The organism is Lacrimispora sp. 38-1 (assembly GCF_049890855.1).
Taxonomy (GTDB): Bacteria; Bacillota; Clostridia; order Lachnospirales; family Lachnospiraceae; genus Lacrimispora.
Genome location: NZ_JBANEW010000063.1, coordinates 120,929 through 144,719, shown reverse-complemented (window position 1 = coordinate 144,719; position 23,791 = coordinate 120,929). Strand labels below are relative to the sequence as shown.

Sequence of the window (23,791 nt, the reverse complement as noted above, 5' to 3'; positions counted from 1 at the left end):
CACATAAGGAGGATAATACAATGGCAAATATCAGTGAATCTCAAATCGACAATCTCGTGAACTTATTAGATGGCTATGTGGAAGAAGGCGGACATCACTTAAATGTCAATGTCTTTACAAAGGATACTCTTCTTGATGCACAAAAGCATCCGGAGAATTATCCTCAGCTGACCGTTCGTGTATCCGGTTATGCAGTTAACTTTATCAAACTGACAAAAGAACAGCAGGATGAGGTTATCTCCCGTACATTCCACAGCAATATGTAACAATCAGAAAAGAAGGCGAAGCACTTATGACAGGACGTATCCATTCCATTGAAAGTTTTGGTACCGTCGACGGTCCAGGCGTGCGCATGGTGGTATTTTTTCAGGGCTGCCCCATGCGCTGCCAGTACTGCCATAACCCGGATACCTGGGAGTTGGCAGGCGGCAGTCTGATGACAGTCGAGGATATATTAAAGCAGTTTGAGTCGTCCCGGCATTTTTACCGGGGCGGAGGTATCACAGCCACAGGCGGTGAGCCGCTTTTGCAGCTGGATTTTCTTACCCAGCTGTTTGAAGCCGCAGGAAAAAAGGATATTCATACCTGTCTGGATACCTCTGGAGTGACTTTTAACAGAAGCAATGAAGAATATTTAAAGAAAATCGACCGTCTTCTTGCTTCTACCAGCCTGGTGATGCTGGATATCAAGCAGATTAATGATATCAGACACAAGCCCTTAACTGGTCACTCCAATGCAGATATTCTGGATTTTGCACGCTATCTTGATGAAAAAGAAATTCCTGTCTGGATCCGTCATGTGGTGGTGCCCGGAATCACAGACGAAGCAGCAGATTTATACCATCTCGGGCGTTTTATCGGTCAGTTGAAAAACGTGAAGGCCCTTGATGTTCTTCCCTATCACGATATGGGAAAAGTGAAATATGAAAGTATGGGCATGGATTATCCGCTAATGGGAGTACCCCCTTTATCAAAGGAAGATGCCATATCTGCCAAGAAGATAATCCTTACCGGAATTAAGGATTCACGCAATGGTGCGCCGGATCCCTATTGCTCCTAAAATTAAACATTAATTGTTACAATTTCTACTTGATTAAATTTTATTAATAGTATAAAATATAGAAAAATGTATAGAATATAAGGAGGTTATTTATCATGGCACGTGTTATTAGTGACGCTTGTGTAAGTTGTGGTTCATGCGAAGGCGAATGCCCAGTAAGCGCTATCAGCCAGGGTGATTCTCAGTACGTTATTGATGCAGATGCTTGCATCGACTGCGGCGCATGTGAAGGTGTATGCCCAACAGGAGCTATTTCTGAAGCATAATTATTGAATACATATATGCCTCTTCCGTAAGGGAGGGGCATTTTGTTATTGATTCCCATATCTTTTTATTATCACTCATGTTATTTCTGAAAGGAAGTCTATATGAAAAAACCGCTGATAGGATTAACGCCTGCCCACGATACGGATAACAATGATATTAAGATGAGACCTACTTACTTACGGGCTTTAAAAGCGGCGGGTGCGATTCCTGTTGTTTTGCCATTAGAAGCTGATGATGATGAGTTGAGACAGCTGGCTGATGAGTTTGATGGATTTTTATTTACTGGCGGGCCAGATGTTCATCCATTTCTCTTCGGTGAGGAAACACAGGTGCACTGCGGTAATGTATCGGAGGCTAGAGATGGGATGGAGATTGGATTGCTGCCCTTTATACTGGAGAAAAGGAAGCCGGTTCTTGGGATTTGCAGAGGTATTCAGGTATTAAATATTGCCATGGGCGGGACGATCTGGCAGGATATCTTTTCTATGACAAAACCGGAATTTCCTATTGCACATAGCCAGCCATTTGCCTATCATATGCCCAGCCATACGGTTTTACTGACGCAGGGTACGCTGCTGCATGAGATTGCCGGTATGGATACACTACGAGTTAACAGCATGCACCATCAGGCTGTGAAGGATTTGGGGGAGGGGCTGATTGCATCGGCTTACTCTCCGGATCATTTGATTGAGGCGCTGGAAATGCCGGGTTATCCCTTCTTTGTGGGAGTCCAGTGGCATCCGGAATATCTTTGGGAAAACAGCGGGGAAGCCTTACGGCTTTTTAAGAGATTTGTAGGAGCCTGCTGAGAATTAAGACGTTCAAAAAAATCCGCAGTTTACACTTTCAGTGGCAGCTGCGGATTTTTTGCCTGAGCAGTTTCCCGGCTCTTTTTATCTGAAAGTGAGAGAATGTTATAACTTTTTTCCGTTTCGACCAAATTTTTTTTTGCGGTTAAAGAAGGGGATTTTGGATGCTGCTGCTTCTGCACGGCCTTTGTTGTCCTTTTGATAGGTACGTAACAGCTCGTCCAGCTGTTTGTAGCGTTCTTCTTCTTTTTCCTCTTTTAAGTTCATTAAGTATTCCATTTCCTTAATGACCTTGTCATTGACCAGACTGCTTACATCCTGGCTCAACTGCTCATTATTCAACTCCAAAGCACGTCCAATGATGTGATTCATGATTTCCTGAAACTGTTCCATCTTTCCCTGCGCAATAGAGACCTGTGCTGTGTTATGTACTTCCAGGCCTGACTCGCCGTCTTCCCCGGCCAGTCCACTGTCTTTTAACTCCTGGGTCATCTGCCCCTCCAATAACTCATCAGGTATAACCGGATCCCTTCCGTCCCCAATGACTTTTTCAAGCGCTGTCTTAATGGCTTTTAACTGATATCCCTTTTCCTTTAAGTCCTTGATCTGCTTGAATAAACGGATGTGTGCTTCGGTGTAATACCGGTGTCCCATCTCATTTCTGGGAATGTTTAACTCTAGCTCGTCCTCCCAGTATCTAAGGACATGGGATTCTACATCAACTTTCTTTGATGCATCCGATATTAAGTAATGTATCTCAGCCATAGCTATATCCTCTCCTTTGGTTCGTTTAGTTTTCATAACCTTACTATTTATATCTTATGCGGAACTAATACGAATTATGAATGAGATTGGAAAATTTTTTAGGGGTATATCGTTGAATCATCTGAACTGCTTCATGTATCTGTTCAAAGCCTCTGACCTCTCCATACTGATCGGAAAGGTCTGCATCTGTAACAATAAGAAAACGCCCTTGTGGATTGGAAACGGGCACGGTGGAAATATCTTTTCTAACCAGTTCAATTTTAGGATAGGAACTGTTTTTGAGGCCTTCTACCAGTATGATGTCTGCCTCCTTATAAAAAGAGATTATGTTCTCAAGGGGTACGTCAGCCATCTCTTTCATCAGCATCAACCGGTATCCGGAGTATACCGCAGTTCCGTAAGCTCCTGCTTCCTGATATTGAAAGCTGTCTGTTCCTGTCGTATCACTCTGAAAATCATGTCCGTCATGTTTAATCGCGGCGACCTTATAACCAAGTTCTGCGAACTCTCTGATGAGACGTTTCATATACGTTGTCTTCCCTGAATTCTTTACACCGCAAATACAAACCACATTCTTGCTTACATTGGTATCACACATACCTGATCCCCTTTGTGAACTCCGTAATTTCCTGCCGGTATTTCTATCAGACAGTTGCAGCCGGCCATGGAGCTTAAAATACCGGACGAATGCTTATTTGTCGGAATGGTTACTTTGCCATTATTTAAGTACCCTCTTACATAACGTGTCACACGGCTTCCTTTTTCAAATCCCTTATCAATTGGTACGGTTTTCCGGTCCGGTTCCAAATCTCTATTAAGCAGCATTTTAGAGAGAACCGGCTTGACCAACAATTCCATATTTGTTAAAGCAGCAAATGGATTACCGGAAAGACAGATAATCAGTGTGTTATTATATTTACCGCATAAAGTAGGTGTTCCGGGTTTTACGGAAACCTTCCAGAATAACGTTTTTACACCAGCTTGTTTGAATACTTCATGCATAATATCTTTTTTCCCTACTGAAACACCCCCGGTGGTAATAATTAAATCCGTATAATTGCTGATCTCCTGTATAGCACAAACCATCCTGTCCGTGTGATCGTCTACATGCATGATGCATTGCGGTAGAACCCCTAATTCTTTTAACCGGCATCCCAATGTAAACATATTGGAATCATATATTTTTCCCGGTTTCAATGGAGGGCCAGGCATCATTGTCTCGTCGCCAGTCGTGATTAATGCTACAGCAGGCTTTTTGTATACCAGAACATCCGGTTTTCCGCAGCTGGCAATGATCCCGATTTCCGGAGCTGATAATATCACACCTTTTTTCAGAAGGAGCTGCTGATTCTTAAAATCTTCTCCTTTAAAACAATAATTATCATATTGCTTTAACTCTTTATATATTTTTACCTCTTTTTCTCCATAATCAGTATCCTCCTGGCGTATGATACAATCAACGCCTGGGGGAATGGGGGCTCCTGTCATAATTCTTACGGCTTCCCCGTTTTTTACGTGATGTCTTCCCACATAGCCTGCCATAATTTCATCAATGACTTTCAATTTTACGGGCTGGTTTTCCAAAGCTCCCGTTGTATCTTCACTTTTTAGAGCATATCCATCTAAGGGTGATCTGGGAAACGGCGGCTGATCCATCTCAGAGATGATATTCTCACCTAATACTCTCCCTGATGCATTCCACAAACTGATCCGTTCTGTTTCCACCACCGGTTCGCAATTGGAACATAAACATTCTACTGCCTCACTTAATGACAATTTCTCCATTTTTTTCTCCCTGTTCCTTTAAAAAAGTTTGATATTCTTCTACTGTATTAATATTTTTAAACTCTTCTGCACCGAAACCATATTCCTTTACGTCAACGTATCTTGTATTTAACTGGTCCAACAGATTTTTAACGCAGAAAGTACCCTGCTGCAGCTGAATTCTTACCTTCTTTCGTATTCTCTTCTGGTAAACAGCTGCGAGGGGTTCTGGCTTTCCATTGACAATTGGTATGACTGCATCATAATGTTCTATGTATCGAAGTAAAATAGTAAATAATTCTTTCTTCAACATAGGCATATCACAAGCCGCTACGATCAATATCTCATTTTCGCAGCAGGCCAGACCGGCTTCAATACCGGATAACGGTCCGCAGTGGGGATAATTATCATGAACAATGGAAAAACCTTCTTCCCCTTCTGCCTTATTCTTCTGCTGGGAAATCAATATTTCATCAGCAACGTTTTCCAGCTCACTGATCAGTATTTCCAGGAAATTTTTCCCTTTTAAACTCAATAACGCCTTATTCTGATAGTTCATTCTGCTGCTTTTGCCGCCAGCTAACAAAACTGCACTTACCTTCATACAGATTTTCTTTTTATCAGCATTGATAAAAATTTTAATAAAACATAGCCGATAATCATAGCTGTTATGTAAAATTGCAGCCCTGTAATCTGTGTAATGATACTGCCTGCCTTCTCATATCCCATGGTTCCCAATACTCCCGCCATTTTACCGGATGCCACTGTTCCGATCGCCATGGGGAATGTCATACCGGCATATCCGGGATAAAAATCGAAGCTGAAAAATTCCGGCAGCTTTAAAATAATAAAAAGACAGGATAGCAGAACACATACATATAAAAAAACAAGAAGGATCATATTTATCTCATCTATATAATTTATATAAGATGTTACACACAGACTGCATGGCGCAAGTACTACAGCCTGCGTGTGAAAATATGCCGGATTCACAGGCTTTTTAACAAGACGGTACACCATAAACGGGATCAGGACAAGATAGATCCCAATACCGTAATAAACAATTATTTTTCCAAGCAGCGGTTCGTTCATGACACCTCCCACCACTGTGGAGACCATAATTCCATTGTAGGTAACGAACCAGCTTGGCATAAACGTATCCCATGCAAATCCTTTTCCGATACTTTTATAAGTAAAACAGATAATATGGCAGGCCTGAATCACGATACCCGCAGCCCACAGCCCTTTGCCGAATACCGGACTGTAAGCGTACACATAAGCCCCAACCCCCATCATAATCATGGCAAATCCTGCATATAACGACCTTAAAATCGTATTTTCATATTCTTTTTTGCATACCCGGGGATATAAAATCATTTTTCCCAGATAAAAAAGCCATACAACTGCTGCACTCCATAAGGTGATATGACGTATCCATTCATACCCAAATCCTTTCATGAAATTAGCAAGGGTAATTGCTCCTACCATAGTTGGCAGTATTGGTACGGGCATTCTCTCCAATCGTTTTACAATACTGTCTTCTCTCATACTTTCTCCTGTTCATCATACATAAATTCGAAATTATTATTTAAATGGAAAAAATCCGAATAATCAATCTTAAAGACAGGTTTTTTTACCTTTGAAACATCAATGTTTCTTCTTATGATCTGCGTCAGAACTCCGGCATATGCCAGATCTTTCTGAAGTATGGCGCCATAAATACGACCGTCTTTAAAAATAATCTTCTTATAATCTCCACCGTCTGTTTCCTGTATGATTTCCTGATAGGTTTCATCCGGCCTGGTATTTACACCAAGGGATAATGTGGGGATTCCCAGGAAATTCATAGTCGACTTACTGGCAAAGAAATCTGTCATACATTTATTTCCGCCAGCCATATTACACCCGGCAATCAGACCTTCCTTTACTGCTACCGGCCAGATGGGATTCCTTCCCGTCACATCTCCAGCACCATATACGCCTTCTATATTGGTTTTTCCTGTTTCATCGATCAACAGTCCCCTCTGGTCCGTTTCCACGCCGGAACCCGATAGAAAACCGATATTGGCCCTTATCCCCGCTGTTACTACCAGCATATCACAAGGCAGAACTTCCCCATTTGTTAAAATTACTTTCCGCACATGATTGTTTTCATCCATAACCACTTCATTTATCCCAACCGCGAAATACTGTCTGACTCCCTTTTCAAGAAATGCCTGTTCATAAGCAGAGGCCGCCTTTTTATCCAATTGTATGGCCAGCATATGATCCTGCATTTCAACCAGAGACAGATTCTTTTTTAACGGCAGCAAGCCGCTTATGCAGTCAATTCCTACCAGCCCCGCCCCCATGACAACAATGCTCCCGGCGGTCTTTGCCCGTACCATGATCTGTTCGATATCCTCCAGATTACGAAATCCAAAAACGCCGTCAGCCTCCCGAAGATTTAAAACCGGAGGCAAAAAGGAGTGGGAGCCGGAGGCGATCAGAAGTTTATCATAAGCGATGAGACTCCCATCCTCCAGGGCCACCTCCCGCTTATCACTGTTCAATCCGGTCACTGCTTTCCCCGATACCCACTGAACCTTATGCTTTTCAAAAAAATCCTTTTCTATAAAGCTCAATCTTTTTAAATCACGGATACCTTCCATGTAATGATGAAGGATGCATCTGGAATAAACAGCCTCGTCTTTTGAAATCAGAATGATCTCACCTTCTTTATCTTCCGAACGTATTCCCCTGATACCATTGATTCCCGCTGCAGAAGATCCAATTACCACATATCTCATTTTTCCACCTCCACAAGTGTGATTGCCTGCATGGGACATTTTTCAACGCACATTGGTTTTGGTGAACCATCATCGGTTCTATGTACACACATATTGCATTTCATAATTTCTTTATGGTTGATTTTATCGCTCTTTAAAACGCCGTAAGGACAGGCCATAATACACATATAGCAGCTTGCACATTGTTCCTTATCATATTCTACAAATCCGGTAATGGGATTTTTATGCATGGCACCTGTCATACAGGTATAGGTACACTCCGGCAGCTCGCAGTGACGGCAAAAAATCGGTGCCGCTTTAATCTCACTGTCAATGACAACACGATTTCTGGCATCATCACTTTCATGGCTGACCACACAGGCCGTAACACAGGTCAGACAGCCGATGCATTTTGAACGGTCAATCCTGATTCTAACCATTGATACTACCTCCATCCTCTTTTTCAAAACATACGGGCGTTGCTTTATAAGAAGGCTCTCTGGAATACTTGTCATAAATGGATGGGGTGATTTTATTACATTCTAAATAATGAATCGGTGCAAATAGTTCATCATGAGTGACATTTGAGGTCACTAAAACGTGAAATACAGCATTCTCTCCATTAACAGAATGCACCCTGATCCGGTCCATTTCTCTGATGCCATATTCCTTTGCCGTCTCCTCATTCATATACAGATACGCTTTCCTCGCAGTCACATCTTCTATAAACTGCACTTCTCTGGTCCGGGACTGGGTATGCCACTGGCCCACGCTTCCCCTTCCGGTATTCAATATGAAAGGAAATTCTCTGGTTACCGGCAATGGATTGGGCATCACTTCCTCAAAAAGAAATTTTAATTTTCCATCTGGATGCCAGAATTTACCGTCTTCGTAAAGACGCCTCTCGTCCTCAGCCAATGTTTCCCCCTCTCTCAAAGGCCACTGGACACCATGGGACGCTTCCAGACCTTCCCAGGTAATTCCGGAGAAATCACAGGGCATTCCTTTGGCACATTTCTGCATGGTCTCAAAGCATTGCTGCACAGTCTCAAACCCATTCAGCAATTTTCCCATTCCAAGGGCTTTTCCAACTCCCAGTATCGCTTCGTAATCACTGATTTCATGTTTCCCCCGTTCCAAAACAGGCCGCATGGCAGACATCCTGCGTTCCATATTGATATAAGTCCCAGCTTTTTTAATACCAGGCACTACCGGAAAAAATACCGTACAGTCCTCTGAGCTTTCAATATCATCGTAGATGTCCTGTACCACAAACAGCTCCAGCTTCTTAGCAGCGGCAGCGAAGGTTTCATTGTTTGCCCAGCTGTGTCTTGGATTGGTACACAGGATCCAGAGTGCTTTGATTTTTCCTTCATTGATTCCTGTGATGATCTGGTCATAAGGAATCGTCGGCTTATCGATTAAATCCTGTGTCTGGCATCCGATTGCTTTAGCGACTGCTTCTCTTCTGGCATCATTGTTAAAGTCACCGCCTCCAAACAGACAGGAAGTATTGCTGTAAGCCCTGGAACCCATGGCATTGCACTGACCGGTTATGGAGTTGGGGCCGGTACCTGGTCTGCCCGATATTTCCCGTCATTGCCGCCAGATTAATAATTGCCTGTGCGGTTCGCACTGCTTCATATCCCTGATTCACTCCCATGGTCCACCAGAAGGAAACACGTTTTCCAGTGTGGATCAGCTCCGCCAGCTGTATGATCTGGTCTTCTGACAATCCGGTTGCCTCTGCCCCGTATTTACAATCATATTTCCGGACAAATCCGGCAAAATCCTCATAACCATTGGTATGTGCTTCAATATACTGGTGGTCTACATAGTCTTTTTCAATGAGAATATGTGCCAGGGTATAGAAAAGCGCCAGGTCGGATTTCCACTTCAGACCATACCAGTAATCCGCATTCCTGGCTGTTTCTGATTTTCTGGGATCTAAGACAATGATCTTTTTATCCGGAATTTGATTTCGTTTCACCCTTTCCCAGAGAATCGGGTGGGCAACCACCGGATTAGCTCCTATAAAAATGATTGTATCCGATAATTCCAGATCTTTTAAGGTGAATCCGGGAGCATCAAATCCATAACTCTGCTTGTGGGCCACTACGGCGGTGGCCATGCAAAGTCTGGTATTTCCGTCAACATTGGCCTTTAAGTAATTTCTCATCACGTGTCCGAAAATGGAAAATTCCTCCATGGTCAACTGTCCCGTACTGATTCCAGCTACACTTTCCGAACCATGTTTTTTCTGGATTTCCTTCAGCTTGTCTGCTACATACTGAAAACCATCTTCCCAGGATACTTCTTTCATTCTGCCATCTTCCTGTCTGATTTTGGGAAGGCTGTTTGGTTTCACCGTGGTCTGCTGTTTATCAAGAGACAAACCTTTGATACAGGAAAAACCATCGTTGACAGGATAACCTTTCGTGGGCACTACTTTTACAATTTTGTTATTTTCCACATAAAAATCCAGATTACAGTCCAATGCACAATAATTACAAGTAGATTGTATCTTTTTCATCTTTTGAACCCCCTGCTTTTGATTGTCAAAATTTGGGTTTGACTAATATTTAACAATAACTATAGAATAAAATGCAAAAAAATTCCGTGACATCTATCACGGAATTTTTATCAATATCTATTAAATTTAATTTTCCGGCAAAACACCTTTTTTATAAAAATATGCCAGCCTGTCAGGTGAAATCAGATATATCTTTTTGTTCTCCATTTTAATGAGCTCATAGCCTGAAAGCAATTTACAGATTCGGGAGGTTGTCTCCCTTGGTGCTCCTAAAAAGTCTGCTAACTCTGTAATACTCAGCGGAATATTTATGTAAAGTCCCTTTTCATCACGTTTTCCGAAATCACGTCCAAGCTTCCAAAGCTTTGCAGCCAGCTTTCGCTCCATATAAATACTTCCCATGGTGTTTTTTAACTGGTGACCCATTCTCCAGATCTTTCGTTCTAATTCTTTTACCACTGCCTGGGTCAGAGCGAAATCTTTTTTCATTATTTGGTTAAATATATCTGACTTTATAATAAAAACATTACAGGGAACCATGGTATGACAGCTCACCGAGACGAATACATCTGGTGTTATGCAGTCATTTAATAACTCTCCAGGTCCAAGATAGAAAATGGTTTTTTGTCTTCCGCAATGGGTCAGATTATAAATCGCAGCACTTCCATCCAGCAGAAAATACAGATAAGAATTTTTATCTTTCGCCCGAAAGCATTCTGTATTTTTATCATATTTGACTATTTTCCCTGAACGCCAGATTTCATCCACGGTATCTTCACTTAAGTTCTGAAAGATTGAAACGATGTCCAGTCTGTTCATGAAACCCCTCTTCTCCTTGCAGCTACTTCCTTAAGAATCAGGAAATGCTGCATTACCCTTTTATTGCCGGGCCATGTTAGCAAACTTGGTATACTCCGGCCTCCACACCAGATTCACGGTTCCAATCGGACCATTTCTCTGCTTCGCTATAATTACTTCCGCAATATTGGGCATATCAGTATCTTTATTATAATAATCATCTCGATATAAAAACATTACCACGTCGGCATCCTGCTCGATGGCTCCTGACTCTCTAAGATCAGACAGCATCGGCCGGTGATCCGGCCTTGTCTCGCAGGCACGGCTAAGCTGAGACAGTGCTATTACGGGTGCACTCAACTCTCTTGCCAGGGCCTTCAATGAACGGGAGATCTCAGAAATCTCCTGCTGACGGTTCTCTCCGCCTTTTCCACTTCCGCTCATTAACTGCAGGTAGTCAATAATGACGATACTTAACCCATGCTCCAGCTTCATCTTTCTGCACCTTGAACGAAGCTCCATAATGGAAATTCCAGGGGTGTCATCGATGATTAACTTGGAATTTCCAATTACTCCGATTCCTTCCACCACCGCATCCCAGTCACTGTCGGATAAGGTACCGGTTCTTAACTTCTGGGAATCTACATTAGACTCCATGGCAAGCATACGGTTTACTAACTGCTCCTTTGACATCTCCAGACTGAAGACCATAGCTGGAAGCCCCTTCTTCACCGCTATATGATCTACCAGATTCAAAACGAAAGCTGTCTTTCCCATAGAAGGGCGGGCGGCAATCAGGACAAAATCCGATGGCTGAAGACCGGAAGTCTTATAGTCCAGATCAATAAAACCTGTTGGAACTCCTGTTACGGTTCCCTGATTTTTGGAGGCTTCCTCAATCTTTTCCAGTACATTCATGGCAACCTGGCGAATGGGTACGAAATCTCCGGAATTACGGTTCTGGAGTAAGTCAAATATGGTCTTCTCCGTAGATGCCAGAATATTCTCAAGCGGTTCTTTTCCTGCATAACAAGTATTGGCTATATCCTCGTTTATCTTAATCAGACGCCTTAATACAGCCTTGTCCCGCACAATTTTGGCATAAGACTTTACATTGGCAGAGGTTGGAACGGTTGTAATAATGTCTCTTACAAATTCCAGACTGGATACCTCGGGGGGAACATCCTTTTCTTTTAAGCGGTTCTGCAAAGTGACTAAGTCAACCGGCAGATTCTCATTAAAAAGCTCCAGCATGGCTTCAAACATGACGCCATACTGGTGCTGATAAAAATCTCCTGCTGTAACGATCTCGGAAGCAGCAATGATCGCATCCCGATCCATCAGCATGGATCCGATGACGGACTGCTCGGCCTCAATGCTGTGAGGGAGAATCCGTTTGATCAGGGCCTCATCCATAACTCTGCCTCCTAGCTTTCTATTACCTTAACATCTAATTTTGCAGTTACATCCTTATGAAGCTTAATGGGAACCTCATGAGTACCAAAGGTCTTTAACGGCTCGGGAAGAACCAGTTTCTTCTTATCAATATCAAGCCCAAGCTGACTTGAAATTGCCTGGGAAATCTCCTTGCCTGATACGGAACCAAATGCTCTTCCGCCTTCTCCTGCACGGATTGTAACAGTAATAGAAGCTTCTTCAATCTTCTTTCCAAGCTCTTTTGCTGCTTCCAGCTGATCTGCTGCAATCTTTGCTTCATTGGCTTTCTGAAGCTTTAAGTCATTTAAGTTTTTTGTCGTCGCTTCAATTCCCAGTTTTTTCGGGAGAATGAAATTTCTTGCATATCCGTCATTAACCTTAACGATCTGTCCCTTTTTCCCTAGTGCTTTTACATCTTCTAATAATACAATATCCATTATGATATGTCTCCCTTCTCTAACATCTCTTTAATAACCGCTTTTACCTGGTTTCTTGCTTCTTCTATGCTTACACCGGCAAGCTGGGCACCTGCAATGGTTCTGTGTCCGCCGCCGCCAAGCTTCTCCATCATCACCTGAACATTGACTTCATCAATGGAACGGGCACTTAAATATACCGTATTGTTATACTCTGTCATAACGACAGACGCCTTAATTCCTGATATGTCAAGCAGTTCGTTGGCAGCCTGGGCACCTACTACCGTAGGGCTGTCAATTCCTTCAGAGGGGCATAAGCTGATGGCAAAGTTCCCTTCAAAAATCTCAGCCTCCCTGACTGCTTCCGCTTTTGCCTTATAATCATCAAGATTATCCCGAAACAGTTTTCTTACACGGACTACATCTGCACCGTTCCGCCTTAAAAAGGCTGCTGCTTCAAAGGTTCTCACTCCTGTCTGGTTGGTGAAATTATGGGTGTCGATGACAATACCTGCATAAAGAGCATCTGCTTCTGCAGATTTAATCTTAATCCCGTCTGCAATGTACTGAAGCACCTCTGCTACCATCTCGCAGGCAGAGGATGCATATGGCTCTACATAGGATAAAACTGCATTGTCAATGATCTCACTGCTCTGCCTGTGGTGATCCAGTACCACAATGGTTTTCACCAGCCGCAGAAGCTGTGGTTCATCCGTAATGCTGGGCCGGTTTACATCAACCACAACAAGCAGTGTATTGGCATCAACAAGACTTGCCGCTTCATCACCTCTTAAAAATAAATCCTCCGGATAATCCGGATTTCCTACGAACCGTTCCTTCATGGGACGCACGAAGGTGGTCACTTCATTAATGACGATATTGGCCTTTTTGTCCATGGCGGTAGCGATCCGGTAAATACCTACCGCAGCACCGAAGGAATCAATGTCCGTCATGCGATGACCCATAATCAGGATGCGGTCCTTGGTTTCCATCAGTTCCCTTAATGCATGGGCCTTTACGCGGGCCTTCACACGGGTCGTCTTCTCCACCTGAGGCGCTTTCCCGCCAAAATACTGGATACGCTCTCCGTCCTTGACCACTGCCTGGTCGCCTCCGCGCCCCAGCGCCATATCAATGGCAATTCTTGCAAAATCTAAATTCTTATAGTAACTGTCTCCATTCATTCCAAGACCGATACTTAATGTAACTGACATCTCATTACCGATATTGACAGTCTTAACTTCTTCCAGGATGGAAAAACGGTTCTCTTTCAATTCTTCAATGTAACACTGCTTGATGGCGATGAAGTACTTGTCCTTTTCCAGCTTTTTCACAATTCCGTTCATGTTGGTGATGTACTTTGTAATCTTCCGGTCGATAAGCGCAGTTAAAAGGGAGCGGCGTACCTCCTCCACGCTTTCCAGCGCCTCATCGTAATTATCCAGATAGATAAGACCTGCCACCATCTTCTGGTCATCTACCATCTGTTTATATGTGAGAATCTCTGTTTCATCAAATAAATAAACTGCCAGCAGCATCTGTTCCGCACTATCCATGCCTGCTGTATTACTCATCAGCTCCGATGCATCATTCATGTGCACCGCTTTCAGCTGTATCTGGTACTTCCTGTCATTGCATATGACATGAAGTGTCACAGCCCCGTCTCCCAGCTTTAAAACCTCTCTTGTGATCTCAGGAAAAATGCCGGTTAAATTCTTCCGTGATGCCCTCAAGTGTTTCTCTTCCCCTAAAACCACAGAAAATGCATCATTCCCCCATAGAATTCTCCCGCTTTCATCCGCGATTGCGTACGGAATCTCAAGATCATTAAGGAGTTTCTTCTGCATCCAGGAGTACTCTGCTGAGAATTCCACAAGGCCGCTTAACAGACGTCTTCTTCTATAAAAAGAAAGCCAGAATGCGATTCCTGCATACATCAGCGTAAACAGGGCCATAATGATCCCTGCTTTTGTACTTACTGCACCGATCACTGCATTGGCAGCAATTAAAAGCCCGGTTAAGTAAAGAGGCCATTGCATGTAAATCCCCAGCTGTCCCTTTATTTTAAACTTCTCTTTCATATTTGACTCCTTATGGAAAAAAGGTTCTTTTTTCACTATCTTCTTATTATAACATAGGATACAGGGTTCGTCCATTAAAAAGCATAAACACAGTTTTCTTCCTCCCTGTGACGAACCATCCTCCGCGTCTACGGCAATCTGTGGTGATCGGTTTGCAGTACCTGTTTTTCTCTTTACTTTTTCTTTGCAGGCTACCTGGTGAATGCAGGACTTTCATCTTTAATAATATGCACCTGCCGGGCGCATATTATTAAAGGGCGTGTTGCAAAACTGTTTTTACAAATGGTTTTGCAGCACATTCTTTATTTATGGATAAAAAAATAAGACATATCATTTAGATTGTCCTTTTCTAAGTTCTGTATGGTAAAAACAGTTGATATCCCTGATTAAGTTCGGTATCAAGGCACAAAAAGGGAGCTGCTACTCAACTAACTTAATGTTAGTTGAGCAACAGCACATATTTGGCAGAAAATTGGTAAATATAATATTATTTTATAAAACTTACATTTTTACAGATTTCTTCTGTTGCTTCATCTTTTCTTTGGTTATAAATGATTTTATTCTCTTCGAATATATTTCTTCCATGTGTATCAATTGATACGATCAGCGGACCAAACTCTTTTACTCTGCACACCCAAAGCGTTTCAGGCATACCCAGATCCATCCACTGTGAATCTTCAATCTCCTCAACACAAGTTGCCGCAACTACTGCACAGCCTGCAGGAAATACACAATGTATTGCTTTGTTTTCCTGACATCCTTTCATAGTTTCTTCTCCCATGCCGCCTTTTCCTACTATTACCTTAACATCTGTCTGTTTAATAAATTCCCGTTCAAATTTTTCCATACGCATGCTGGTAGTAGGACCTACAGAGATCATCTCATATTTTCCGTCACTATCAGGAATCGGTCTTACAATGGGACCTGCGTGAAGAATCGCACCACCCTTTACATCAACAGGCAGTTCTCTTCCTTCTTCAATCAGACGACGGTGTGCTACATCACGGCACGTAACAATATGTCCTGACAGATAAATGATATCACCTGCATGAATCGATTCCAGATCTTCTGCGGTCAATGGCGTTGTCAGTACTTTTTTATCCATTATAAAGCCACCTCCTTATGTGATGAGATAGTATAGTTTAAGTCTTTGTCAAATTCTATATGACCTCTTCTATGAGACCAGCATCCGACATTTACCGCAACACCAATAGTAGATGGATGTCTGGCAGTATTCTCAATATGGACTCCCATAACAGAATAATTACCGCTCATACCCTGAGGACCAAGTCCTATCTTATTTATACCATCTTCAAGCATACGCTCCATGGAAGCTGCTCTTTCATTGGGATTATGGCTTCCTAACGGTCTCATTAATGCCTTTTTGGAAAGCAGGGCTGCTGTTTCTACAGAAGTTGCCACACCTACGCCTACCAGCAGTGGCGGGCAGGCATTTAAACCATAACTAGTCATTACATCCATAACAAATTTTGTGACGCCTTCGTAACCAGCTCCCGGCATAAGAACCATAGCTTTACCCGGTAGTGTACAGCCACCTCCAGCCATATAAGTATCAATGCTGCAGCAATCGCTTTCTGGTACGATTTCCCAAAATACAGTAGGTGTACCCTTGCCTACATTTTTCCCCGTGTTGTACTCATCAAAAGTCTCGACACTATTGTGGCGTAAAGGTCCCTGAATCGTAGCAGCAATAACGGCTTCCCGTAAAAGATCCTCCAGTTCTCCAATAAGTGGAAACTGGGTACCGCATTTAACAAAAAATTGAAGTACCCCCGTATCCTGACAGCATGGACGGTCTAATTCTTTTGCCAGCTTCTGATTCTCAAACATTGTATCATATATGGTTTTTGCCAGCGGACTGGTCTCTTTATCCCGCAGTTCCTCAAGCTTTGCATAAACATCATCTGGAAGTACCTTTCCGGAATATGCAACGAATTTCGCCATAATATCTGTCATGTGAGCGACAGCCTGGTCCTTGTTCATAATATTTCCTCCTTAAAATTTATTCTATCATCAATTCCCTATTAAACTTACGGATAAAAAGGGAAGAAAATAGGCAGCAAAATCAGACTTACGACCGTTGAAACCAAAATCAATGGGAGTCCCGCTTTTACATAATCCATGAATTTATAACCACCAGAGGATATTACCATTGTATTGGCCGGCATTCCTATAGGAGTTGCATATGCACAGGAACCACCAATAACTGTTGCCATTAGAACAGCTCTCGGATCTGCTCCCATACCGGCTGCAATGGAAACACTGATCGGAACAAGCAGTGCAGTGGTTGCAGTATTTGACATAAAATTAGTCAGTACACACGCAATCATAAAGACTGCTACAAGCAGCATAAACGGAGATGCATTCTTTCCAAGAAGACGTATCACCGTATCAGCAATCGCTTCTCCGGCTCCAGTTGTTTCAAGCGCTTTTGCTAAGGAAAGAGTTCCTCCAAAAAGAAAAATTGTCTGCATATCAATGGCTTTATAAGCCTGCTTTTCTGTGATAACACCAGATAGTACCATAATAAGTGCTCCAACACAGCCAACAATTTCTAATTTAATACCAATCTGCTTTTCGAAAATCATTCCTAAAATAGTACAGATCAAAACGATCAGGGAGAGGTTTTGCTTCCAACGGGGTACGTTACTATAATCCTTCTGTGCACCTGCATCAACATTTTCCTGCAAATCTTTTTCTGGAAGGAACCTATAACCTATAGTTGTAAAGTAAATAATACCACATATGAGCATGGGTAGTCCTATCTTCGCATACTCAAAAAAGCCAAAACTCATTCCCATTTCCTGTAATGCAGTCTGAGCGATTAAGTTGCCAGGTGCACCAATCAGGGATAAGTTCCCTCCAAGTGCTGCAGCAAAAACCAGAGGCATTAAAAGACGTGATCTGGAAAAGCCTGATTTTGAGGCAATACCAATAACAACCGGAATCAAAACTGCGGCAGTTCCGGTATTGGATAAAAAACCGGACATTGCCCCAACAACAATCATAATGGTTGCAATCAGCTGCCGTTCTGTTTTGGCAAACTTTGTTACAATTCCCCCGATCTTTCCTGCCATACCTGTTTCAAACAGTGCCCCTCCTACGATAAACATTGCAACAAATAGTATGACATTACTATTTGTGAAACCAGCAAAAGCATCTTTTGCCGGTAATACATTCGTCAGTATCAACCCAATACACACAATCATGGATGTTACTGCTAAAGGTATTTTTTCCCAAACAAACATAACAATGGTAAACAGTAAAAATAAAAGTGTAATTTGTAATGGACCCATTTGATCCTCCTCCTTTTGGATACTGATATTTGATATATGATAATGTATCCATTTATAAGAAATAGATTATACTTTTATACTTAATTTGTCAAGGCATTTGTTTAAATTCATCATTTTACACTATATTTCATCTTCTTTATTGTTTATATTTTCATATCGTTCAAATCGAGTCAGAATATTATTCATGCTGCGGATTATATGCTGCTGCATATTTTTTCTTGCTCTTTCACTATCGTGAGCTTTAATTGCATCAAGAATCCTTTTATGCTCATATATAGAAATTTTTGCATAGTCTTCTTCCGTTACCTTATGTCCCATGGAAAGCCCATTCCACATAGAAGAGAGTAATGATTTCATTTTCGAATTATCAGCAGCTTCCCATATTCCCATATGAAAAAGCTGGTTATAACGGGAATATTCTGATGAATTATTTTCTTCAAGTGCTCTCTCGGAAATTTGATATGCTGTTTCTACCTCAGATAAATCCACTCCTACAGCGCTTGCTCTGGCCGCAGCTTCTCCCTCCAGAACAGCCCTTGTTTCGTAATGATCTTTGATTGTCTTTTCATTTACGCCCAAAACAACTGCCCCTTTATTAGGTCTAAGCTTAATTAAACCATCGGAAGAAAGAATTTGAAATGCTTCCCTGACCGGTGTCACAGAAACCCCTACCTCACCTGCAATTTCTTCTAAAGTAATCTCTTGCCCTTCCTGTAGTTCCCTGGATAATATAGCTTTTCTAAGTACAGATGCCACCTGCTCCCTTGCAGGAAGCAATTTTACTTTATTTATGTTCATGAACTTTCTCCAAACTTTTTAAAAGGTGATCAGCCATTGATTTATAATAAATTAAAAGCTTTTCTTTAAGCAGTTCTCTATCTTTAAGATTAATGGTTCTTATTATCTCTTTTAACTGTTCCAGGACCTCTTCCTTTTCCCTTGAAACGAAAAAAATTGCATAAGAAACAAAGCTATTTAGAAAACTCATATAACTGGGGTTTATATATGGATTATTAAGCACTGCCCCCGCATTTTGATGAAATATAAGTTCTTTATTAAAAAATTCAACCTGCTCCATTCTTTCTGACTTAAAACAAAGCACTTCTAATTCATTAATAAGCTTTTCTTTTTCATATGTATTCATATAACTAAATAATTCTGTCTCGAATATGCCTACCATGTAAAATATCTCAATTATATGCTTCTTCTTCATCTCCGCCACCTTCATATGACGGTTTTGTAATCGAAGAAGAAAGCCCTCCTGCTCTAAAACCTGAAAAGCCTCCCGAACAGGCATTCTTGAAACTCCAAGCTGACTGGCAATTCCTTCCTGGGTTATTTCTTCTCCCGGTGTCATTTTACCAGATAATATCTCTCGTCTTATTTCTTGTATTATATAATCTTTTGTCTGTATTGTCTGAACTTTATCCATTTTTTCCTCCGCCCTTTTCTTTAACATTGTATCCAATCTTAATCAAACTGTCAACATAGCCATTATTCAGTAAATATATCTTCTAAAATATAATTGTTTGCTTTTCCCCATATAAGCGTATCACCTTACTGATCTGAGCCCTTGTATAAGGTTTTACAATAAAAGCAAATACACGGATTTTAAATGCTTCCAGAGAAAATCCCGGAATTCCGGATAAAAGCACAACCTCCGGCGGATCCGGAAGTTCGTAAAGCTTGGAGGCCAGCGTAATTCCGCTGATATCCGGCATGACAATATCCGAAAACACAAGATCTACCGGATTCTCCTTTATATACTGCATGGCTGCAATGGCTTCCGGAAAGCTGCCGCACAGCTCAATTTCACTCATATCGTTCAAAATTCCCGTCAGTTTCACTAATAATTCCTCTGAATTATCTACAACTACAACCCTGATACTCATAACTCCTCCGATGGTTCTTTCATTCTTTCTTCTAATCGTTATGGAAATATAATTATTATAACGATTATCTTCTTTTATTTCAATGGGCTTACAGCCCGATATATCATATTCATTCCCACAAAAAAAGGTTTCTAACAAAAAAGGGAAGTAAAACCGGAAAAACGGCTTTACCTCCCTTTTTTTGAAACTATCTGATTGCATCATCTCCCCGCTCTCCGGTACGGATTCTCACAGCATCCTGTATATCAGAAATAAAAATCTTGCCGTCACCGTATTCACCAGTATACGCTTTCTTAATGATTGCTGAAATGACAGCCTCTGACTGATGATCTGCTACAAACAGTTCTATTTTTATCTTGGTCAGGAAATTATAATCCACCTCTGCACCGCGGACAAATTCCGTCCAGCCCTTCTGGTTTCCACAGCCCATAACCTGCATAATACTTAATCCGTTTAATTTCAGTTCTTCCATAATTTCTTTTATATCTTCCAGTTTTTCAGGCCGGATAAATGCTTCTATTTTTTTCACTTAAAAATCCCCCTTTGATTAATCCATTCCATTAAATGCAGGATAAGCAGTTTCCCCATGCTCTGAGGTATCCAGTCCTATCATTTCAGCTCTTCCTGAGACCTTAATTCCTTTCGTTATCACAGACGCAATTCCTGCAGCGATCAGAGTCCCTGCAACTGCAATCAGGATAGTAATTGCAATGGCCGCAATCTGGCGAAAGATTAACTGGCCCTCACCGTAAACCAGTCCATTGAATGGCAGATCCGGATTAATGCTTTTACTGGCAAAAATACCAGTTGCGATACCGCCCCAGATTCCTCCGATTCCATGACAGCCGAATACATCAAGCGCGTCATCATACTGAAATTTTGGTTTCACCTTACTGATAAAGAAATAGCAGATGGGACTTACCAAAGCTCCAATTATTACAGCAGACCAGATCGGAACATAACCGGCTCCCGGTGTGATTGCAACAAGTCCGATGACAAGTCCTGTTGAGGTTCCTACCAGGGTAGGTTTCCCATTTTTAATCACCTCAATCAGTATCCAGGAAAGCATGGCAGAAGCTGCAGCTGTGTTGGTCGTCATAAATGCATGGGCAGCCAGCTCATTGGCTCCCAAAGCGCTTCCCCCATTAAAACCGAACCAGCCGAACCATAAAAGGGCTGCACCCAGAAAAACAAAGGGAACATTGTGGGGATGATAGGGCGCTTTCCCAAGATTCTTACGTTTTCCAAGTAAAACAGACAGGACCAGTGCGCTGACACCGGAACTGATGTGGACTACATCGCCTCCTGCAAAGTCCACAGACCCCATTTGAAACAGCAGTCCTCCCCCCCACACCATATGAGCCAGGGGATAATAAATGAGAAGAGACCACAGCACCATAAAAATTACCAGGGAAGAAAACTTCATACGTTCCGCAACCGCACCGGTTATTAACGCCGGTGAAATGACTGCAAACATCATCTGAAAAATAGCAAATATAAGTGTATTGGGGTAAGGATAGGTAACATCATTCAGAGTATCAAAATTAAGTCCAAACCAGTTAAGATTCCCTATGACACCCCCGACATCTCCGCTAAAGGACAGTGAAAATCCAATCAGAACCCACATAACTGACCCGATTCCCATCATGATTGCAGAAGACATCATCATGTTTATAACACTTTTCCGTTTCACCATACCCCCATAAAAAAATGCCAGTCCCGGGGTCATAAGAAGAACAAGCGCGGAGCTTATCAGCATCCAGGAAATATCTCCGTGATCCATAAAAACACCTCTTCCATTAATTTTGCGCAAAAAAATTAAGCCATAATCCTGTGCGTCTCTGCACTGATTATGGCTTCTTTGCCTTAAAGTTAACTTTATAAATTACATAGCTAGACTAATACATGATTTCAGTTTTGTCAAGTAAATTATTAAAGTCAAATTGGTATTTTTATGAAGTAAATCTAAACTAATACATTTTTACCTGTATTTGTCTCTGCTTCGGTATCTTTTGCAACTAATTTTTTTAATCCCTCTATGGCAACCACTACTCCCAATATCAGCAGCAGCACTGCAAAAACCAGCTGAAGTGCATTACCAAATACAAATTTTCCGGACAGCGCCGAAATTAAGTCTTTAATTTTTAATCCCAGGGCGGTGAAAGTCACTCCCAGCATAATAACCATAGGTCCCCAGAGCATAAAGCCCTTTCGGTTGGTTTTCTTTAAAAATACGGCACAGGCAATTAATGCCAGGGCAGATAAAAGCTGATTTGCAGATCCAAACAGCGGCCAAATGCTGCTATAACCGGCTCTGGATAAAGCATAGCATAAGATCAGCGTGATTATTGTTGCAAAATACTTATTCGTCAGAACCTTATTCCATGAACTTCTTTCCTCTTCCGGAGTATCATCAGCAAAAAATTCCTGAAATGCAATTCGTCCGACCCTGGCCACAGAATCAAGACTTGTCATGGCAAACGCAGATATGGACAGTGTAATAAGCGTATAACATAACGATTCCGGAAGACCGATTGTTGTTAAGAATACTGCGATTGCCTTTGCAAAAAGCTGAGGCGGGGTTCCTGCAGGAAGTCCCTCATTCGTTGCTACAAAGCCTGCCGCGATCAGGGCCGCGATTGCCAGCAGGCTTTCTAACAGCATTGCGCCAAAGGAAACCGGCAGCATATTTTTTTCATTCTTAATCTGTTTTGATGCGGTTCCGGAAGCCACAAGAGAGTGAAACCCGGAAACTGCGCCGCAGGCGATGGTAACAAAAAGGGTTGGAAACAGATATGATACGCTTCCGCCTGCACTTACCAGTTTAAAACCGGTAAAGGATGGTAAATTCATGGAAGGATTATACACTGCAATTCCGATCACAGATCCCACAATCATGGCAATAAGAAGGTAGCTGTTTAAATAGTCCCGGGGCTGAAGCAGCGCCCATACCGGAGTCACACAGGCTATAATTACATAGATAAATACAAAAATAAGCCAGATATTCTGAGGGATGTAGATTGGAAAAAGCAGCCCCAGTCCAACAGATAACATCAAAAGTCCAATTGCAGTCAGCGTATTAATCATTTTCCCAAATTTACAATATTTTAAAATAAAACCAAGGACTACTGCAAACACAATAAACAGCATTGACGTGGATGCAACTGCTCCATTGGCAGTCACCTTTGCTCCCTCAGCAGAAAAACCATTAAAGGTTCCGGCCACAATATCGGCAAACGCCGCCACTACCAGAATAGAAAACAGCCAGGTAAATAAAAGAAACAGCCGTTTTCCCATTTTCCCTATGTAAAGCTCAATAATGTATCCAATGGAACGCCCCTTGTTCTTTACAGAGGCATACATTGCCGAAAAGTCCTGTACAGCGCCAAAAAATACTCCTCCCAGCAGTATCCAGAGCAAAACAGGCAGCCAGCCAAACATGGCAGCCTGTATCGGTCCGTTAATGGGACCTGCACCTGCTATGGAAGCAAACTGGTGGCCGAAAACAACATTGGTATCTGCGGGGACATAATCCACCCCGTCCTCCAGTTCAAAAGCCGGAGTCTTAGCCTCCGGGTCAATTCCCCAGGTTTTTGCGAGGTATCTACCGTAAATTAAGTACGCTCCTCCAAGGACTACAATAGCAAGAAACATCATCGTTAAACCATTCATCGTATCTCTCCTTTCATACACAGACAAAAGCCACATACAGTTGTCCCGGATAACGAAAAAGTCCCTGCATCAAAAAGATGCAGAGACGAATGAACCAATCCGCGTTACCACTCTGTTTGCTGCAAATTGCAGCCGCTTTAATCCGCCGCCTGTCGGGCAGCAGCTCTTCGCTAACGGAAAGACCCGTCCTTACTTAATCAATCTCCTGTCGG

General features: G+C 42.1%; 24 protein-coding genes and 1 pseudogene. 4 read left to right on the top strand and 21 right to left on the bottom strand.

The window, feature by feature from the left end:
• The first annotated feature begins 20 nt into the window (after positions 1-20).
• From grcA3 to V7D18_RS18605, 4 genes are all read left to right on the top strand, one after another.
• The gene (gene grcA3 / locus V7D18_RS18620; protein ID WP_426156371.1) at positions 21-266 is read left to right on the top strand and encodes an autonomous glycyl radical cofactor GrcA3; all 246 of its coding nucleotides are present in this window, start codon (positions 21-23) and stop codon (positions 264-266) included.
• Positions 267-292: 26 nt separating this feature from the next.
• Complete coding sequence (gene pflA, locus V7D18_RS18615) at positions 293-1,060, top strand: pyruvate formate-lyase-activating protein (protein WP_426156370.1); 768 nt, start codon at positions 293-295, stop codon at positions 1,058-1,060.
• Positions 1,061-1,155: 95 nt separating this feature from the next.
• Complete coding sequence (locus V7D18_RS18610) at positions 1,156-1,326, top strand: DUF362 domain-containing protein (protein WP_117416328.1); 171 nt, start codon at positions 1,156-1,158, stop codon at positions 1,324-1,326.
• Between the two features lie 102 nt (positions 1,327-1,428).
• Positions 1,429-2,136, top strand: coding sequence for a gamma-glutamyl-gamma-aminobutyrate hydrolase family protein (locus tag V7D18_RS18605; protein WP_426156368.1), 708 nt, complete (start codon positions 1,429-1,431; stop codon positions 2,134-2,136).
• Positions 2,137-2,241: 105 nt separating this feature from the next.
• On the opposite strand, the gene V7D18_RS18600 is transcribed toward V7D18_RS18605, so the two are convergent.
• The 21 genes and pseudogenes from V7D18_RS18600 to V7D18_RS18500 form a co-directional block, all read right to left on the bottom strand.
• The gene (locus V7D18_RS18600; protein ID WP_426156366.1) at positions 2,242-2,901 is read right to left on the bottom strand and encodes a helix-turn-helix domain-containing protein; all 660 of its coding nucleotides are present in this window, start codon (positions 2,899-2,901) and stop codon (positions 2,242-2,244) included.
• A gap of 64 nt (positions 2,902-2,965) precedes the next feature.
• Positions 2,966-3,499 carry a molybdopterin-guanine dinucleotide biosynthesis protein B gene (mobB, locus tag V7D18_RS18595; RefSeq protein ID WP_426156364.1) on the bottom strand — a complete coding sequence of 178 codons (534 nt, stop codon included), beginning with the start codon at positions 3,497-3,499 and terminating at the stop codon, positions 2,966-2,968.
• On the bottom strand, positions 3,481-4,686 hold the full coding sequence (glp, locus tag V7D18_RS18590; RefSeq protein ID WP_426156362.1) for a gephyrin-like molybdotransferase Glp: 1,206 nt from the start codon (positions 4,684-4,686) through the stop codon (positions 3,481-3,483). Before glp ends, mobB begins: the two co-directional genes overlap by 19 nt.
• Entirely contained in the window at positions 4,664-5,269 is a 606-nt protein-coding gene (locus tag V7D18_RS18585) for a molybdenum cofactor guanylyltransferase (RefSeq protein ID WP_426156361.1), read from the bottom strand. The genes glp and V7D18_RS18585 overlap by 23 nt, the downstream gene beginning before the upstream one ends.
• Positions 5,266-6,213, bottom strand: coding sequence for a TDT family transporter (locus tag V7D18_RS18580; protein WP_426156359.1), 948 nt, complete (start codon positions 6,211-6,213; stop codon positions 5,266-5,268). The genes V7D18_RS18585 and V7D18_RS18580 overlap by 4 nt, the downstream gene beginning before the upstream one ends.
• Positions 6,210-7,454, bottom strand: coding sequence for an NAD(P)/FAD-dependent oxidoreductase (locus tag V7D18_RS18575; RefSeq protein WP_426156357.1), 1,245 nt, complete (start codon positions 7,452-7,454; stop codon positions 6,210-6,212). Before V7D18_RS18575 ends, V7D18_RS18580 begins: the two co-directional genes overlap by 4 nt.
• A complete protein-coding gene (locus tag V7D18_RS18570; RefSeq protein ID WP_426156355.1) occupies positions 7,451-7,873 on the bottom strand; it encodes a 4Fe-4S dicluster domain-containing protein in 423 nt (140 codons plus the stop codon). The genes V7D18_RS18575 and V7D18_RS18570 overlap by 4 nt, the downstream gene beginning before the upstream one ends.
• A pseudogene (locus V7D18_RS18565) lies at positions 7,869-9,908 on the bottom strand (molybdopterin-dependent oxidoreductase); the annotation flags it as partial. The gene V7D18_RS18570 and the pseudogene V7D18_RS18565, both read right to left, overlap by 5 nt.
• 184 nt (positions 9,909-10,092) lie before the next feature.
• On the bottom strand, positions 10,093-10,785 hold the full coding sequence (locus V7D18_RS18560; RefSeq protein WP_426156353.1) for a Crp/Fnr family transcriptional regulator: 693 nt from the start codon (positions 10,783-10,785) through the stop codon (positions 10,093-10,095).
• A 60-nt stretch (positions 10,786-10,845) separates the two neighbouring features.
• Positions 10,846-12,180 (bottom strand): replicative DNA helicase, encoded by a 1,335-nt coding sequence (dnaB, locus tag V7D18_RS18555; RefSeq protein ID WP_117416325.1) that lies wholly within the window; start codon positions 12,178-12,180, stop codon positions 10,846-10,848.
• A gap of 11 nt (positions 12,181-12,191) precedes the next feature.
• Complete coding sequence (rplI, locus tag V7D18_RS18550; protein WP_314462811.1) at positions 12,192-12,638, bottom strand: 50S ribosomal protein L9; 447 nt, start codon at positions 12,636-12,638, stop codon at positions 12,192-12,194.
• Complete coding sequence (locus V7D18_RS18545) at positions 12,638-14,698, bottom strand: DHH family phosphoesterase (protein ID WP_426156351.1); 2,061 nt, start codon at positions 14,696-14,698, stop codon at positions 12,638-12,640. The genes rplI and V7D18_RS18545 overlap by 1 nt, the downstream gene beginning before the upstream one ends.
• 487 nt (positions 14,699-15,185) lie before the next feature.
• Positions 15,186-15,803 carry a L(+)-tartrate dehydratase subunit beta gene (gene ttdB / locus V7D18_RS18540; protein WP_426156350.1) on the bottom strand — a complete coding sequence of 206 codons (618 nt, stop codon included), beginning with the start codon at positions 15,801-15,803 and terminating at the stop codon, positions 15,186-15,188.
• A complete protein-coding gene (ttdA, locus tag V7D18_RS18535; protein WP_426156348.1) occupies positions 15,803-16,702 on the bottom strand; it encodes a L(+)-tartrate dehydratase subunit alpha in 900 nt (299 codons plus the stop codon). The genes ttdB and ttdA overlap by 1 nt, the downstream gene beginning before the upstream one ends.
• 47 nt (positions 16,703-16,749) lie before the next feature.
• Positions 16,750-18,015: an SLC13 family permease gene (locus V7D18_RS18530; RefSeq protein ID WP_426156346.1), complete on the bottom strand. Its 1,266-nt coding sequence runs from the start codon at positions 18,013-18,015 to the stop codon at positions 16,750-16,752.
• A 120-nt stretch (positions 18,016-18,135) separates the two neighbouring features.
• A complete protein-coding gene (locus V7D18_RS18525; protein WP_426156344.1) occupies positions 18,136-18,813 on the bottom strand; it encodes a GntR family transcriptional regulator in 678 nt (225 codons plus the stop codon).
• A complete protein-coding gene (locus V7D18_RS18520; RefSeq protein WP_426156343.1) occupies positions 18,800-19,447 on the bottom strand; it encodes a GntR family transcriptional regulator in 648 nt (215 codons plus the stop codon). Before V7D18_RS18520 ends, V7D18_RS18525 begins: the two co-directional genes overlap by 14 nt.
• 82 nt (positions 19,448-19,529) lie before the next feature.
• On the bottom strand, positions 19,530-20,111 hold the full coding sequence (locus tag V7D18_RS18515; protein WP_426156341.1) for a LytR/AlgR family response regulator transcription factor: 582 nt from the start codon (positions 20,109-20,111) through the stop codon (positions 19,530-19,532).
• Positions 20,095-20,436: a P-II family nitrogen regulator gene (locus tag V7D18_RS18510; protein ID WP_426156339.1), complete on the bottom strand. Its 342-nt coding sequence runs from the start codon at positions 20,434-20,436 to the stop codon at positions 20,095-20,097. Before V7D18_RS18510 ends, V7D18_RS18515 begins: the two co-directional genes overlap by 17 nt.
• An 18-nt stretch (positions 20,437-20,454) precedes the next feature.
• Positions 20,455-21,690, bottom strand: coding sequence for an ammonium transporter (locus V7D18_RS18505; protein ID WP_426156337.1), 1,236 nt, complete (start codon positions 21,688-21,690; stop codon positions 20,455-20,457).
• 182 nt (positions 21,691-21,872) lie between these two features.
• Positions 21,873-23,579, bottom strand: a complete 1,707-nt coding sequence (locus V7D18_RS18500) for a carbon starvation CstA family protein (RefSeq protein ID WP_426156336.1) — start codon at positions 23,577-23,579, stop codon at positions 21,873-21,875.
• Positions 23,580-23,791 lie beyond the last annotated feature (212 nt).

Excerpts from the sequence above, each read along its gene's own strand:
- V7D18_RS18570 (WP_426156355.1), bottom strand. The coding sequence starts at position 7,873 with ATGGTTAGAATCAGGATTGACCGTTCAAAATGCATCGGCTGTCTGACC.
- V7D18_RS18545 (WP_426156351.1), bottom strand. The coding sequence starts at position 14,698 with ATGAAAGAGAAGTTTAAAATAAAGGGACAGCTGGGGATTTACATGCAA.
- V7D18_RS18605 (WP_426156368.1), top strand. The coding sequence starts at position 1,429 with ATGAAAAAACCGCTGATAGGATTAACGCCTGCCCACGATACGGATAAC.
- V7D18_RS18610 (WP_117416328.1), top strand. The coding sequence starts at position 1,156 with ATGGCACGTGTTATTAGTGACGCTTGTGTAAGTTGTGGTTCATGCGAA.
- V7D18_RS18520 (WP_426156343.1), bottom strand. The coding sequence starts at position 19,447 with ATGGATAAAGTTCAGACAATACAGACAAAAGATTATATAATACAAGAA.
- V7D18_RS18600 (WP_426156366.1), bottom strand. The coding sequence starts at position 2,901 with ATGGCTGAGATACATTACTTAATATCGGATGCATCAAAGAAAGTTGAT.
- V7D18_RS18500 (WP_426156336.1), bottom strand. The coding sequence starts at position 23,579 with ATGAATGGTTTAACGATGATGTTTCTTGCTATTGTAGTCCTTGGAGGA.
- grcA3 (WP_426156371.1), top strand. The coding sequence starts at position 21 with ATGGCAAATATCAGTGAATCTCAAATCGACAATCTCGTGAACTTATTA.
- mobB (WP_426156364.1), bottom strand. The coding sequence starts at position 3,499 with ATGTGTGATACCAATGTAAGCAAGAATGTGGTTTGTATTTGCGGTGTA.
- V7D18_RS18575 (WP_426156357.1), bottom strand. The coding sequence starts at position 7,454 with ATGAGATATGTGGTAATTGGATCTTCTGCAGCGGGAATCAATGGTATC.
- V7D18_RS18585 (WP_426156361.1), bottom strand. The coding sequence starts at position 5,269 with ATGAAGGTAAGTGCAGTTTTGTTAGCTGGCGGCAAAAGCAGCAGAATG.
- V7D18_RS18530 (WP_426156346.1), bottom strand. The coding sequence starts at position 18,015 with ATGGGTCCATTACAAATTACACTTTTATTTTTACTGTTTACCATTGTT.
- dnaB (WP_117416325.1), bottom strand. The coding sequence starts at position 12,180 with ATGGATGAGGCCCTGATCAAACGGATTCTCCCTCACAGCATTGAGGCC.
- pflA (WP_426156370.1), top strand. The coding sequence starts at position 293 with ATGACAGGACGTATCCATTCCATTGAAAGTTTTGGTACCGTCGACGGT.
- V7D18_RS18580 (WP_426156359.1), bottom strand. The coding sequence starts at position 6,213 with ATGAGAGAAGACAGTATTGTAAAACGATTGGAGAGAATGCCCGTACCA.
- V7D18_RS18515 (WP_426156341.1), bottom strand. The coding sequence starts at position 20,111 with ATGATGCAATCAGATAGTTTCAAAAAAAGGGAGGTAAAGCCGTTTTTC.
- ttdB (WP_426156350.1), bottom strand. The coding sequence starts at position 15,803 with ATGGATAAAAAAGTACTGACAACGCCATTGACCGCAGAAGATCTGGAA.
- V7D18_RS18525 (WP_426156344.1), bottom strand. The coding sequence starts at position 18,813 with ATGAACATAAATAAAGTAAAATTGCTTCCTGCAAGGGAGCAGGTGGCA.
- V7D18_RS18560 (WP_426156353.1), bottom strand. The coding sequence starts at position 10,785 with ATGAACAGACTGGACATCGTTTCAATCTTTCAGAACTTAAGTGAAGAT.
- rplI (WP_314462811.1), bottom strand. The coding sequence starts at position 12,638 with ATGGATATTGTATTATTAGAAGATGTAAAAGCACTAGGGAAAAAGGGA.
- glp (WP_426156362.1), bottom strand. The coding sequence starts at position 4,686 with ATGGAGAAATTGTCATTAAGTGAGGCAGTAGAATGTTTATGTTCCAAT.
- ttdA (WP_426156348.1), bottom strand. The coding sequence starts at position 16,702 with ATGAACAAGGACCAGGCTGTCGCTCACATGACAGATATTATGGCGAAA.
- V7D18_RS18505 (WP_426156337.1), bottom strand. The coding sequence starts at position 21,690 with ATGGATCACGGAGATATTTCCTGGATGCTGATAAGCTCCGCGCTTGTT.